The following is a 14,272-nucleotide window of genomic DNA, read 5'->3' as shown; positions in this document are numbered from 1 at the left end:
ATGGCGGTCCTGGAGGCATTCAAAAGCACCTCTTTGGTAAGAAGTCGAAATCATGGGGTTCAGGCAGCGTAAAACTGCAAGTGAACCACGAATAGAGGGGTGGTCTCAGGGACTAAGCGCAATAGTCAGTTAATAACACTGAGCTTATTGGTCGTAGTGCTTAATGTGATTGGCAAAGCTGTTGGCAATGCGGCGATCCAGGCGGGCCAACCTATGGCTCTTCAGGGAAGGAAGCTCGACATGAGTTTTTTGAGGTTTGGCCATAATCAGTTGGGGAGGGGCTGATGTTGGAGTGTTGCTGAGGCCAGGCCCGCGGCACCATCATTGAGGTTGCGCTGGACCGGGCACTGTGAATTCTGAGTTCAGCTTCGGAATCTAAGCGTGGTTGAAGGAGTCTCGCCAAGTGGCCGAAGGTGTCGAAACCGAAGAGCAGCAAACCTTCCTGCGTGAAAACGGCGGCGACGAAATCCAGGGCCATTTTTTCAGCAGTGCGATCAGCGCAGAGGAAATCAGTCTGTTATTGCGTACGCCCCGGTTGCCTCAACCGAGCCGCATTGCGAGCCCAGACTCGGTCAGGCGAAAAAGCGTTGTATAACGCCCAGGCAGTCCAATGCCCGGGCATTAATGACTCCGCGTACGTTAAAACGCTCAACGGTCAAAGCCATGAGTTCTATGTGCGCGAAGGGCTCTCCAGCGATCCGCCAAATCCAATGATCGCTTTGGTTTCCAGATACTCTTCAAAGCCGTAGACACCATACTCACGACCATTACCAGATCGCTTGTAGCCACCGAACGGAGCCATTGGATTCCAGGCGGGGTAATTCAGGTGCACTTGTCCGGCGCGGATGCGAGAGGCAACGGCACGTGCAAGATCAAGGTTCTGAGCCTGAACATGGGCGCCCAGCCCATAAACCGTGTCGTTTGCGATAGCGACCGCCTCATCGACCGTCTCATACGGAATGATGCACAACACTGGGCCAAAAATTTCTTCTTGAGCGATTCGCATGGCGGAATCGACCTCGGAGAAAACAGTCGGTCGGGTGTAGAAACCCTTTTCATGGCCCGGCACACGTCCTGGTCCACCGCAAACGAGTTTTGCGCCCTCATTCAGGCCAGCCTCGATCATTGCTTGCACGCGATTGAACTGGGCCTCATTGGCAATCGGACCGAGTACCGTCTCTTCCGATTGTGGATCTCCCACGATAATCGCATTGGCGGTTGCAGCAGCCAGCGATTCGACCTCTGCCAGCCTGTCCTTGGGAACGATCATTCTTGTCGGGGCGCTGCACGATTGTCCGACGTTGCGAAACGCAGACATCACTCCCAGCGGGACGGCTTTGGCGAAGTCAGCGTCGGGAAGCAGAACGTTCGGGGACTTGCCTCCCAGTTCTTGCGTAACGCGCTTCACTGTATGGGCGGCTGCCTGGGCGACCAGCGCGCCCGCGCGGTTTGAGCCGGTAATCGAAATCATATCGATATCAGGGTGTGCCGCCATGGCTGCGCCGACCTCGGAACCGCTTCCATTCACAAGGTTGAACACGCCCGGTGGAAGGCCGGCGTCATGCACCAGTTGTGCGAAAAGAAGGGCGCTCAGTGGCGACAGCTCGCTGGGTTTCAAAACCACTGTGCAGCCGGCAGCAATAGCCGGGGCGACTTTCGCAGTGATTTGATAAAGCGGCCAGTTCCACGGAGTAATGAGAGCGCAGACGCCTATGGGTTCGCGTTCAATCGCGGTGCCGCCTTCAACCGTTTGGAAACGATAGGTGGACAGCAGATCACGTGCGACCCGCACATGTTCGGCTGCAAGAGGCACTTGCATGGCCCGTGCGGAACCGATGGCAGCGCCCATTTCGAGAGAGATCGCCTGGGCAAGCACTTCTTTTCGTTCAAGGATGAGGTCATAGATCTTTCCAAGGAAAAGCGCGCGCGATTCTGCCGAGGTGGCAGACCAACCAGCAAATGCTGCACGAGCCGCAGCGACTGCCCGATCAACATCCGCGGCGGACCCTTGCGCGACGTGCGCAACAACCTCTTCAGTTGCCGGATTGACCACCGGCAAACTGGCCGGGATTGCCGGGGAAGACCAACAGCCGTTGATATAAAACGTGTGAGACGTTTGCGGATCGACGCTGTGGCTATTCAAAGATTGTGTTGTCATCCAATTAGCTCCCTTAGAACGGTAATAGGCACTGCGAGCAGCAGAGGGCGGGCTGTCTTGCGACCTTGCAAGGCTGCCGAGTCTTCTCAATAAGCTAACAAAGCAGGCCAGACGAAATATGCCGTTCTTTAAGGTTGCAAAGGACAATCTGCTGTATCTGCCGGGCTAACTTTGCACCAACGTAACTTGACTCGTTTTACGTCAGTAACCCGTCTGATAAAGCCTCTTGCTGACGGTTAGTCGATAGCTTTTGGTAACCAGAGCAAACTGCTTGATTGCGCCGCTTGATTTCGGTTGTGCAGGGCTCGTCAGCGCACCATAACTGCCCGAAAAGGCGTAAAAACCGAGGTGAAACGCCCGAGTCTGGAGCGTTCCGCAAAGTCTGCTGAGCGAGCCCTGCAAAACGGTGGTTTGTACCAAGCTGCCTGCACATTTAACGATTTATGCATGGTCTCATGATGTTGTAATGAATTCGTGATGCAGCGTTACCCCGATGCTTCCCGAACGGAGTAATTGCTTGCCCCACCATGACATCAACAATTATCCAGGACTGCACTCATGAGCTTTCTTCGACCCAAGTTTATTACCTTCGACTGCTATGGCACGTTGACCAATTTCCAGATGGGAAACATGACGCGCGAACTGTTCGCCGATCGTGTTCCAGCCGGGCAAATGGATCAGTTCGTCAAGGACTTCTCCGCCTATCGTCTGGATCAGGTGATGGGTGACTGGCGGCCGTATGATGAGATTATCAAGACCTCTCTGGCGCGGGTCTGCAAGCGTTGGGGCATCGAGTACAAAGGCGAAGGCCAGCTCTATTACGATGCCGTACCAACGTGGGGTCCGCATGCCGACGTACCGGCCGGCCTGGCGAAAATCGCCGACAAGATCCCGCTGGTAATTTTCTCCAACGCGATGGACGAGCAGATCATGTCCAACGTCGACAAGCTCGGCGCGCCTTTCCATAAAGTCTTCACTGCCCAGCAAGCCCAGGCCTACAAGCCGCGCCTGGCCGCCTTCGAGTTCATGCTCGATAACCTCGGCTGCGGGCCGGAGGACGTTCTGCATGTGTCTTCGAGCTTCCGTTACGACCTGATGCCGGCCGACGATATGAAGATCAAGAACAAAGCCTTCGTTGCCCGTGGTCACGAACAGCCTGGAAACGCCTGCTACAGCTACCACCAGATCCCCGATATCGGTGGTTTGGCTGGGTTGGTCGGTCTCTGAGTCTCAGGGCACTCTTCAAGGTAAAAGGGGTTAGACATGGGCAGTGAGTCCTATTGGCTCGATACCGCACCGGCATTCACCGGTGCCCAGCTCGGTGCGTTGCCCGGGCAGGTCGATGTGGCCATCGTTGGTGGTGGTCTCACCGGTCTGGCGGCGGCCCGGGCCCTGGCCTTGAAGGGGGCCAGTGTGGTGGTGCTGGAAGGCGGAAGGGTGATTGGCGAAGCCTCCGGGCGCAACGGCGGTCAGTGCAACACCGGCGTTGCCCAGGACTACGCGGCACTCAGCGCCAGCCTCGGCGCTGATAAAGCGCGAGCCTATTACCTGGCCTATGAAAGCGCCGTGCAGAGTGTCGTCTCGCTGGTGGAGGGGGAGCAGATTGCCTGCGACCTCAAGCGCAATGGCAAGCTCAAGCTGGCCGCCAAACCGATGCATTACGAAGGCCTGGCGCGCACTTGCGAACTGATTCGGCGGGAGGTCGATGCCGAGGTCGAGTTGCTCTCTGCGCAAGAGGTCCGTGCTGAAGTCAACTCGGCCCAGTTCCATGGAGGCTTGCTGCAGCGTAACGGCGTGCAAATGCATGTCGGGCGCTTCGGTGTCGGTCTGGCCGAGGCGGCAGCACGTCACGGTGCGTTGATCTATCAAGGTACACCGGTGACGGACTGGAAAGCCCGTGCCGGCGGCTATCAGGTCAATACCGCCAAGGGCTCGCTGCACGCCAAACAGGTTCTGCTCGCTACAGGCACGTGCCAGCAGGGCGGATTGGGTTGGTATCGGCGGCGGATCGTGCCGGTGGGCAGTTTCGTAATCGCCACCGAGGTGCTACCGCAGGCCCTGATCGACAGCTTGCTGCCAGCACGGCGTTCCTATGTCACCAGCCGCATGATCGGTAACTACTTCCGCCTGACGCCGGACAACCGTTTGCTGTTTGGCGGCCGTGCGCGGTTTGCCATGTCTGACAGCGTTTCCGACGCCAAGAGCGGCAAGGTATTGCAAGCGGCGATGGTGCAGATGTTCCCGCAGTTGGCTGGCGTGAAAATCGACTATTGCTGGGGTGGGTTGGTGGACATGACCTCCGATCGGTTGCCCCGGGCCGGCCAGCATGGAGGGGTTTATTACTCCATGGGTTACAGCGGTCATGGGGTGCAGATGTCGGTGCACATGGGGCAGGTCATGGCCGAGGTCATGGCCGGCAAGGTCGAGGCTAACCCGTGGCGCGAACTCGACTGGCCAGCCATTCCCGGGCATTTCGGCAAGCCCTGGTTCCTGCCCTTGGTAGGTGCGTATTACCGCCTGCAGGACTACCTACACTGAGTTCAAGGTATTTGCTTTACGTTTCAACCACACACGATTAATCGCGAGCACTCGAGCCTTATCATTTTTCGAAAGGTAGAACTGACATGACTGACAACAAAAACAGTATCGACTCCCAGTTGATCACAGGGAAAGAAAGTCTGCGCATTTTCGAAGGGCTCAATCGCGGCATGTCACGCCGCAATGCATTGCAAATGCTGGGGTTGGCAGGGGTGGCCGTCGCGGGCGCGGGCAGCCTGTTCGGCGCCGCCGGCAAGCTGTTTGCCGATGATGAAGCCGCAAGCCCTGGCAAAGGCAAACCCGGCGGTCGTATCCGCGTCGCAGGCTCATCCAGTTCCACCGCCGATACGCTGGACCCGGCCAAAGGCTCATCGTCCACCGACTATGTGCGCCATTACATGTTCTACAACGGTCTGACGCGTTTCGACAGCCATATGGTGCCGCAACTGGAGTTGGCCGAGCGTATCGACACCACTGACGCCACGCTCTGGGTGATTACTCTGCGCAAGGAAGTGGTCTTCCACAACGGCAAGCCTCTGACAGCGGCCGACGTGGTGTTTTCTCTGTTGCGGCACAAGGATCCGATCACCGGTTCCAAGGTCCTGCCGCTGGCGTCGCAGTTCGCCGAAGTCAAGGCCAACGGCACCCACGAAGTGCAGATACAACTGAGCGGCCCCAATGCTGAACTGCCGTCGGTTCTTGCCATCTCTCACATGCTGATCGTTCCTGAAGGTACGAGCGATTTCAGCCTGGGCATCGGTACCGGTCCGTTCAAGGCTAAGGAGTTCAAGCCTGGGGTGCGTTCGATTGGTGTGCGCAATACCAATTACTGGAAACCCGGCTTGCCGTATCTGGACGAGATCGAATTTATCGGCATTGCCGACGAGTCGTCACGGATCAACGCCCTGTTATCGGGCGACGTACACATCGTCAACGAGGTAAACCCTCGCTCAACGGTCCGCATCAAGGCCAGCACCAAGCATCGGGTCGTGGACTCGCCATCGGGTAACTACACCGACCTGATCATCCGCCAGGACCAGTTGCCGGGCAAAAGCCCGGAATTCACCGAAGCCATGAAATTGCTGCTGGACCGGGAACAGATCAAGTCGGCGATATTCCGTGGTTTCGCCAGGGTCGGCAACGATCACCCGATCGCACCCGGTGCGCGCTTCTACAACGCCGACCTGCCACAACGTGCCTACGATCCGGAAAAAGCCAAGTTCCTGCTCAAAAAGGCCGGCATGGAAAACATCACCATGCCGTTGATGTGCTCGCCCGCCGCAACCGGTTCGGTGGATATCGCCGTGCTGCTGCAGCAGTCGGCCAAACAGGCCGGGCTCAAGCTCGACGTCAACCGCCTGCCGAGCGATGGCTACTGGTCCAACCACTGGGCGAAGCATCCGATCAGCTTCGGCAACATCAACCCGCGGCCCAATGCCGACATGCTTTTCTCGCAGTTCTTCCAGTCCAGCGCGCCATGGAACGAATCGGGCTGGAAGAACGATCAGTTCGACCAGTTGCTGATACAGGCCCGCGGTGAAACCGACGAGGTCAAGCGAGGCAAGATGTACGCAGACATGCAAACCCTGGTGCATCAGCACAGCGGTATCGGCGTGCCGGTGTTCATCAGCAACATCGATGGCGCCGACCAGCGCGTCAAAGGCTATGGCACCAACCCTCTGGGCGGTTTCATGGGCTACATGTTTGCCGAGCAGATCTGGCTGGACGCTTGATGAAAGTCGGGTTTTTGCTGCAGCGATATTGCATGAGGAAAGGGTGATGAATAGCAACACACTTTGGTTGATCGGCCGGCGCCTGGGCGCGGCGATCGTGACCTTGTTGATTGTGTCCATGGTGGTTTTCGCCATCACGGCGGTGCTGCCGGGGGACGCGGCTCAACAGTCTCTGGGGCAGTTCGCCACGCCGGAACAAGTGGCAGCCTTGCGCCTGAAGATGGGGCTGGATCAGCCCGGTGTGTTGCGTTACCTGCACTGGTTGATGAACCTGCTTAGCGGTGACATGGGGCTGTCGGTATCCAACGCCATGCCGGTCAGTGACTTGATGGCCGGGCGGCTGCCCAACACTCTGATGCTGGCGGCCGCCACGGCGCTGGTATCAGTGCCGGTGGCGCTGATCCTTGGCATCGGTTCAGCCATGGGCCGGGGCGGGCGCATCGACAGTGTCCTCAGCTTTCTGACCTTGACCATGGTGGCGGTGCCGGAGTTTCTGGTAGCGACCCTGGCGGTGCTGATTTTTGCGGTGAACCTGGGCTGGTTGTCGGCGCTGTCCTATGCCAGTGACATCACGTCACCCTGGCAATTCATGCGCACTTACGCATTGCCGGTGATGACGCTGTGCTGCGTGATTGTCGCGCAAATGGCGCGCATGACTCGAGCGGCGGTGATCGACCAGCTCGACAGTCCTTACGTGGAAATGGCCCGGCTCAAAGGCGTGAGCAAGATGCGGATCGTCCTGCGCCATGCCTTGCCCAATGCCATCGGGCCGATTGCCAATGCCATCGCCCTGAGCCTGTCCTATCTGTTGGGCGGGGTGGTGATCGTCGAGACGATCTTCAACTACCCCGGCATCGCCAGCCTGATGGTCGATGCCGTGACCAACCGCGACATGGCCCTCGTTCAAGCCTGCACCATGTTGTTTTGTACGGCGTACCTGACGTTGGTGCTGATTGCCGACCTGTGCGCGATTCTTTCCAATCCGAGGCTGAGAAATCAATGAACAATCTCATTGTGAAATCGCCGGCTCCTACCAAATTAGCGCTGGGCAAGGTTTCCCACGGATCGTCCTGGCTCGGCCTGATTGGCGCTGCGATGTGTGTGATCTGGTTGCTGGTGGCCATCTTCGGCCCATGGCTGGCGCCACATCCGGTGGGGGAAGTGGTCTCTGATAATGTCTTCGACAACCTGAGCGCGGCGTACCCGTTCGGCACCGATTACCTGGGCCGCGACATGCTCAGCCGGATCCTCGTCGGCGCACGATTCACCGTCGGCCTGGCGTTGATAGCCGCGGTGTTGGCCAGCGGTCTGGGAACCAGCTTTGCGTTGCTGTCGGTGGTTTCACCAAAGTGGCTGGATGAGTTGATCAGTCGCCTGATGGACGCCTTCATTTCGATCCCGAGCAAGATGCTGGCGCTGATCATGGTCTCAGCCTTCGGCTCCTCGGTCACCTTGCTGATTTGCACGGCGGTACTGAGCTTCACCCCGGGTGCGTTCCGTATCGCCCGCAGCATGGCGGTGAACATCGAAGCGCTGGAGTACGTGCAAGTGGCCCGTACTCGTGGCGAGCGTCGGCTGTATGTGGCTTGCGTGGAAATTCTGCCGAATATGCTCAACCCGGTACTGGCAGACCTGGGGCTGCGCTTTGGTTTCATCGTGTTGCTGCTCAGCGGCATGAGCTTCCTGGGCCTGGGCGTGCAACCGCCGGATGCCGACCTCGGGTCGCTGGTGCGCGAGAACATCGGCGGCCTCAACCAGGGCGCGCCTGCCATCGTGATTCCGGCGTTGGCCATCGGCACCCTGACCATCGGTGTGAATCTGTTTATCGACCGGTTTTCGTCGCGACGTAGTCGACGTTCGGGAGGCCATTGAAATGAGCGAATTAATTCGAGTTCAGGACCTGCGAGTGGTCGCCTGTGGCGAGCTCGGTGAGGTGGAAATCGTCAAGGGCGTGAGCTTCTCCCTGCAAAAAGGTGAAGTGCTGGCGTTGATCGGTGAGTCCGGCTCCGGCAAAACCACTATTGCCTTGGCGTTGCTCGGTTATGCCCGGCGCGGTTGTCGGCTGGCGGGCGGCGTGGTGCAAATCGGCGAACACGACATGCTGGCGTTGAGCGAAAGCGAGCTGCAAGGCCTGCGCGGCAATCGGGTGTCGTACATCGCGCAAAGCGCTGCGGCGGCGTTCAACCCGGCGAAAAAACTCATCGACCAAGTGGTGGAGGGCGCGTTGATTCATGGTCTGGGCAGCCGGGCTGTGCTTGAGGCCAAGGCCATCGAGTTGTTCCGCGATCTGGCCCTGCCAGACCCCGATCGCATTGGCCAACGCTACCCCCATCAAGTCTCCGGCGGGCAACTGCAACGGGTGATGGCGGCCATGGCGCTGATCAGCGATCCATTGCTGGTAGTGCTCGACGAGCCGACGACGGCGCTTGATGTGACCACCCAGATCGATGTGCTGCGTGCCTTCAAACGGGTGGTCCGTGAACGTGGGGCGACAGCGGTCTATGTGTCCCATGACTTGGCCGTGGTCGCGCAGATGGCTGACCAGATCGTGGTGCTCAATGGCGGCCAGATCTTCGAACAGAGCGCCACCGGCCCATTGCTCGATGGTCCGGCCCATGAATACACCCGCAGCCTGTTGGCGGCGGCGCGGCCGGATACGACGATCCGCCCGCCTTGCGGCATCGCCGAAGAGACGCCGCTACTGACTATCCACGGCCTGACCGCCGGTTACGGCAACAAGAACGCGCAAGGCATGCCGGCCATTCGCGTGCTGGAAGACATCGACCTGACGGTTCGCAGAGGCCAGGCCATCGGCGTGATCGGTGAGTCGGGTTCCGGCAAGTCGACCCTGGCGCGGGTGGTGGCCGGATTGTTGGCGCCGGCCCTCGGCGGGCTGACCTTCGATGGCCAGCCCTTGGGTGGCAGCCTGTCGTCGCGCACCGACGAGCAGTTCCGACGTATTCAAATGGTCTTCCAGAATGCCGACACCGCGCTCAACCCGATGCACAGCGTCAGCACCATCCTGAGCCGGCCGCTGAAGATGTATTTCGGCCTCAAGGGCGCCGCACTGCGCCAGCGTATCGATGAGCTGCTGGACCTGGTGCGCCTGCCACGGAGCCTGGCTGAACGTCGTCCGAACGAACTGTCCGGTGGGCAAAAACAACGGGTCAATCTGGCCCGGGCCCTGGCAGCCAAACCGGATCTGATTCTGTGCGACGAGGTGACCTCCGCGCTGGATACCGTGGTGGGTGCAGCGATTCTCGAACTGCTGCGTGACCTGCGCCAGCAACTGGGGGTGTCCTATCTGTTCATCAGCCATGACATCTCCACCGTGCGGGCGCTGTGCGACGACATTGTGGTGATGTACAGCGGCCACAAGATTCAGGCCGGCAGTCGCCAGTCGTACGCTGAGGCGCCGTTTCATCCCTACACCGATTTGTTGATCCATTCGGTGCCGGAGTTGCGCCAGGGCTGGCTGGAAGCTTGCGGAACAACCACCTGCGGAACGCTGCCGCCGATCGGGGCCAAGGCCGATGTGCCTGGGCTGTGCACCTTCCTCAATCGTTGCCCGGTGCGGGTCGACGGTCTGTGCAATTGCGTCCCTGCGCCCCGTCGGATGATTGTTGGCGGCAGTGAAGTCCTTTGTCATCACGACAGTGCCGAGTTGCTGAAAACCCAGAAGGATTCAAACAGCATGATCGCGGGAGCCTATGCATGAACGGGCGTTTCGTAAGGCTGGCCGAACAGGGCCGCCCCACCATCAAACTGCAGGTAGACGGCAAGCCTATCGAGGCGCTGCAGGGCGATACGCTGATGGTCGCGTTGCTGACCCAGGGTTCGGCGTTGCGCCAATCGGAGTTCGATCCGGGCCGCCGCGCCGGTTTCTGCCTGATGGGCGCCTGCCAGGACTGCTGGGTCTGGACCCGCAGCGGCGAGCGTCTGCGCGCCTGTTCCAATGAAGTCCGTGAAGGGCTGGATATTGTCACCACACAACCGGAGGCGATATGGCCACTGCGCGGCTGAGCACTCACCGAGTCGTTATCGTCGGCGCCGGGCCGGCCGGCATACGTTGTGCCGAAACCCTGGTCGCCGCTGGTTTCAAGCCCATCCTGATTGACGAGAATCGCCGGGATGGCGGGCAGATCTACCGTCGCCAACCCGAAGGCTTTACCCGCGATTACGCCACGCTGTATGGCACCGAAGCCGCCAAGGCCAACGACCTGCACCAGAGCTTCGACCGCTTGCGCGGGCAGATCGACTATCGTGCGGACACACTGGTGTGGAACCTGACGCCGGGGCAACTGTGCTGCGTCAGCCAGGGCAAGCACTCGACGGTGGATTTCGACACGCTGATCCTGTGCACCGGTGCCACCGACCGCTTGATGCCGATTGAAGGCTGGCAGTTGGCGGGCACTTACAGCCTCGGCGGGGCGCAGATCGCGCTCAAGTCCCAGGCAGTATCCATCGGCCACCGCGTGGTGTTCATGGGCAGCGGACCGTTGCTGTATCTGGTCGCCAGTCAGTATGTGAAAGCCGGGGCCAAGGTCGCGGCGGTGCTCGACACTTCGCCGTTGAGCAAGCGGATCGGTGCGTTGCCCAAGCTGTTGGCGCGCCCCGGATTGCTGTTCACCGGGATGAAACTGCTGGCGCAGCTCTATCGAGCGAAAATCCCGGTGCATCTGGGCATTTCGCCGCTTCAAGTGCTGGGCGATCCGGCCAACGGTGTCAGTGGCGTACGCGTGCGCACGGCGCGCGGCGACACCTTGACGGTGGCGTGCGATGCCGTGGCGCTGGGTTATCACTTGCGCCCGGAAACCCAATTGGCCGACCTGGCCGGCTGCCGTATGCGCTTTGATGAGGCCTCCAGCCAATGGTGGCTGGCCGTCGATGAAGACGGTCGGACCTCGGTCAGCGGTGTATATGCCGCCGGCGACGGTTCGAAAGTTCGCGGTGCCGATGCTGCCGAGCACGCCGGGAGACTGGTGGCCATGGCGTTGCTGGAGGATCTGCAGCAACCGGTGAACATCGGGTTGCGCGACGAACAACGGCACGCGCTGGCGGTGATGGATGAATTTCGTCTCGGTCTGGCCCAGGCGTTTCCCTGGCCGACGGCGCAAGCCAAAGCGTTGCCGGACACGGCCATCGTCTGCCGCTGCGAAATGATCAGCGCAGGTGAATTGCGTGCAGTGGTCCGGGAAAAAGGCGCCTGTGAAGTCAACCGGGCCAAGGCTTTCAGCCGGGTCGGCATGGGCCGCTGCCAGGGGCGTTATTGCTCCCAGGCCGGGGCTGAAGTGATTGCCGCGGCCGCCGGCGTTTGCGTGGAACAGGTCGGTCGTCAGCGCGGTCAGGCACCGGTCAAACCCCTTTCGATGCTCACCGAGGAGGTGTCGTCATGACGCTACACAAAGCCGATGTCGTGATTGTCGGCGGCGGCCTGATGGGCTCGGCGGCGGCGTTTTTTCTGCGCCAGCGCGGCAAGTCAGTGATTTTGCTGGAACGCGACCAGATCGGTCAGTACGCCAGCGGCGTGAACTTCGGCAACGTGCGACGTCAAGGGCGTTATCTTGGGCAGCTGGAACTGGCCAATCGCTCCTGGGCGCTGTGGAAGCGTCTGCCGGAGCTGATCGACGATGACCTGGAATTCATCGCCAGCGGGCATTTGCGCGTGTGTTACCGCGAAGACGAAATCGCCGAGTTGCAAGCCTACGCAGACGCCCCTGAGGCGGAGCAGCTGGACTTGAAGATCTTTCGTGGCGACGAGTTGCACAAGCGCTTTCCGTTCCTCGGCCCGGATGTGAAGGGCGGCTCCTACGCTCCCCACGATGGTCACGCCAACCCGCGTCTGGCAGCCCCGGCGTTTGCCCGGGCGGCACGACGTCTCGGCGCACGGATCGAAGAACGGACTGAAGTGGCCGAGGTGCAGAAGGTCGGCGGCGAGTTCAACATCCGTACCACCGACGGCCGCCAGTTCAGCGCAGAACGCCTGCTGATTACTGCCGGCGCCTGGGGCCAGAAACTCTCGGCGCAGTTCGGCGAGCCGGTGCCGCTTGAGACCAAAGGTCCGCAAATGGCCGTGACCGAACCGGTGCCGTACGCCTTGCCGACGGTGATCGGCGTGTACACCAAAATTCCCGAGGAAGTGATCTATTTCCGCCAGATACCCCGCGGCAACATCATCATCGGTGGCGGCTATCGCAGCGAACCAGACATGCTCAACCGTCGGGCCTATGTCGAGCCGCGCAGCATTCTCAATCAGATGGATCAGATGCGGCGCCTGCTGCCGGGTGTCGGCAACCTGAACATCATCCGCGTGTGGAGCGGCATCGAAGGCTATCTGTCTGATTCTCTGCCGGTGATGGGGCCAAGCGGCACCGTTGATGGCTTGTTCTATGCCTTCGGTTTCTCCGGCCATGGCTTCCAGCTCGGTCCGGGCGTGGGCGACGTGATGGCCGAACTGATCAGCACCGGCAGCACCAGCACTTCGATTTTACCGTTCTCCATCAACCGGTTCGCGTCTTCAGCCGAGCAACGGACAACTGAGCAAAGGAGCAGGGCTTTATGAAACCCCGCGTACTGGACATTCTCAAACGTCTGATGGCCTTTGACACCGTGTCGTCGGAGTCGAACATGGCCTTGATCGAGTACGTGCGCGATCTGCTGCTGACCAAGGGCATCGAGTCATTGATCGTCAAGGACGAAAGCGGCAAAAAGGCCAACCTGTTCGCCAGTACCGGTCCACGGGAGGTGCCGGGGATTTTGCTGTCCGGGCACACCGATGTGGTGCCGGCAGCGGGGCAGGCCTGGACCTTTCCGGCGTTTCAGGCGACGGTGCAGGACGGGCGGATTTACGGGCGTGGCAGTTGCGATATGAAGGGCTTTATCGCGCTGGCCATCGACGCCATGCTCGACGCCGCTGACCATTCCTTGAATCGGCCATTGCAATTGGCGCTGTCCCATGACGAAGAGATCGGTTGCGTGGGTGTGCGCCGTTTGCTCGACGTGTTGCACCTGGCGCCGGTGCGGCCGTTTTTATGTGTGATTGGCGAACCTACCCATATGCAATTCGTGCTTGGGCACAAGGGCAAGGGTTCTTACCGCACTTACTGTCGCGGCCTGGAAGCGCATTCCTCGCTGGCACCGCGTTCGGTCAACGCGATTCACGTGGCTTGTGATTTCATCGCTGCGCTGCGTCAGAGCCAGCTGCAACTGCAAGAGCAGGGCGCGCAGGATGCGGATTACGACGTGCCTTACAGCACCGTGCATGTCGGGCAGATTGTCGGCGGCAAGGCGCTGAACATCGTGCCGAATCTGTGCACCCTCGATTTCGAAGTGCGTAACTTGCCGGCGGACGATCCGGATCAGTTTCTGGAGCAGATGCGCGAGCGCGCCGAAGTGATCGTGCGTGAAGCCAAAAAGCTGTCCAGTGTGGCGGACATCGAAATCGAAACCCTGAACGTCTATCCCGGCCTCGATACTCACCCGAGTGTCGAAGCGGTGCGTTTTCTGAAGAACTTTGCCGCACCGGATACCGGTACCGCCAAGGTCTCCTTCGGCACCGAGGGCGGGTTGTTCAAACAGCGGCTGGATGTACCCGTGGTGGTCTGTGGCCCGGGCTCGATAGAACAGGCGCATAAGCCTGACGAGTTCATCGAGATCAACCAGATGGAAGCCGGCGAGCACTTTCTGCAAGGGTTGTTGGGCTCGATGCGGCTTTAGAGTTCCGTTTGCCTACGCCGAACACTTTGCGCACCACGCTTGTGTCCTGGTTATGGCATGACGCCCGGTTCACCCCTTCAACGTACCGACAGTGTGGGAAGTGCTGAGAAAGCCTTCCCAGGCTTGA

11 protein-coding genes and 1 pseudogene are annotated in these 14,272 nt (G+C 60.0%); 11 read left to right on the top strand and 1 reads right to left on the bottom strand.

Annotation, left to right across the window (positions count from 1 at the left end; translation table 11 throughout):
- Positions 1–403 precede the first annotated feature (403 nt).
- Positions 404–595, top strand: a pseudogene (locus PSH65_RS16795) (hypothetical protein); the annotation flags it as partial.
- A 75-nt stretch (positions 596–670) separates the two neighbouring features.
- Here the strand turns inward: PSH65_RS16795 and PSH65_RS16790 are convergent.
- On the bottom strand, positions 671–2,158 hold the full coding sequence (locus tag PSH65_RS16790) for an aldehyde dehydrogenase family protein (RefSeq protein WP_305421370.1): 1,488 nt from the start codon (positions 2,156–2,158) through the stop codon (positions 671–673).
- Between the two features lie 558 nt (positions 2,159–2,716).
- On the opposite strand from PSH65_RS16790, the gene PSH65_RS16785 reads away from it, so the two are divergent.
- The 10 genes from PSH65_RS16785 to argE all read left to right on the top strand — a co-directional run bounded on the left by PSH65_RS16785 (position 2,717) and on the right by argE (position 14,145).
- Positions 2,717–3,385, top strand: coding sequence for a haloacid dehalogenase type II (locus PSH65_RS16785; protein ID WP_205888857.1), 669 nt, complete (start codon positions 2,717–2,719; stop codon positions 3,383–3,385).
- Between the two features lie 36 nt (positions 3,386–3,421).
- Positions 3,422–4,696: an FAD-binding oxidoreductase gene (locus PSH65_RS16780; protein WP_305421369.1), complete on the top strand. Its 1,275-nt coding sequence runs from the start codon at positions 3,422–3,424 to the stop codon at positions 4,694–4,696.
- 86 nt (positions 4,697–4,782) lie between these two features.
- A complete protein-coding gene (locus PSH65_RS16775; RefSeq protein WP_305421368.1) occupies positions 4,783–6,429 on the top strand; it encodes an ABC transporter substrate-binding protein in 1,647 nt (548 codons plus the stop codon).
- A gap of 46 nt (positions 6,430–6,475) precedes the next feature.
- On the top strand, positions 6,476–7,432 hold the full coding sequence (locus PSH65_RS16770; RefSeq protein ID WP_305421367.1) for an ABC transporter permease: 957 nt from the start codon (positions 6,476–6,478) through the stop codon (positions 7,430–7,432).
- Complete coding sequence (locus PSH65_RS16765; RefSeq protein ID WP_305421366.1) at positions 7,429–8,301, top strand: ABC transporter permease; 873 nt, start codon at positions 7,429–7,431, stop codon at positions 8,299–8,301. The genes PSH65_RS16770 and PSH65_RS16765 overlap by 4 nt, the downstream gene beginning before the upstream one ends.
- Position 8,302: 1 nt before the next feature.
- Positions 8,303–10,147 carry an ABC transporter ATP-binding protein gene (locus tag PSH65_RS16760; protein WP_305421365.1) on the top strand — a complete coding sequence of 615 codons (1,845 nt, stop codon included), beginning with the start codon at positions 8,303–8,305 and terminating at the stop codon, positions 10,145–10,147.
- Complete coding sequence (locus PSH65_RS16755) at positions 10,144–10,452, top strand: (2Fe-2S)-binding protein (protein WP_305421364.1); 309 nt, start codon at positions 10,144–10,146, stop codon at positions 10,450–10,452. Before PSH65_RS16760 ends, PSH65_RS16755 begins: the two co-directional genes overlap by 4 nt.
- Entirely contained in the window at positions 10,434–11,825 is a 1,392-nt protein-coding gene (locus PSH65_RS16750) for an NAD(P)/FAD-dependent oxidoreductase (RefSeq protein ID WP_305421363.1), read from the top strand. Before PSH65_RS16755 ends, PSH65_RS16750 begins: the two co-directional genes overlap by 19 nt.
- Entirely contained in the window at positions 11,822–12,991 is a 1,170-nt protein-coding gene (locus PSH65_RS16745; protein ID WP_305421362.1) for an FAD-binding oxidoreductase, read from the top strand. The genes PSH65_RS16750 and PSH65_RS16745 overlap by 4 nt, the downstream gene beginning before the upstream one ends.
- Entirely contained in the window at positions 12,988–14,145 is a 1,158-nt protein-coding gene (argE, locus tag PSH65_RS16740; RefSeq protein ID WP_305421361.1) for an acetylornithine deacetylase, read from the top strand. The genes PSH65_RS16745 and argE overlap by 4 nt, the downstream gene beginning before the upstream one ends.
- Positions 14,146–14,272 lie beyond the last annotated feature (127 nt).

The organism is Pseudomonas sp. FP603 (genome assembly GCF_030687415.1).
Lineage (GTDB): Bacteria > Pseudomonadota > Gammaproteobacteria > Pseudomonadales > Pseudomonadaceae > Aquipseudomonas > Aquipseudomonas wuhanensis.
This window is presented reverse-complemented; position numbering and strand designations above follow the sequence as displayed.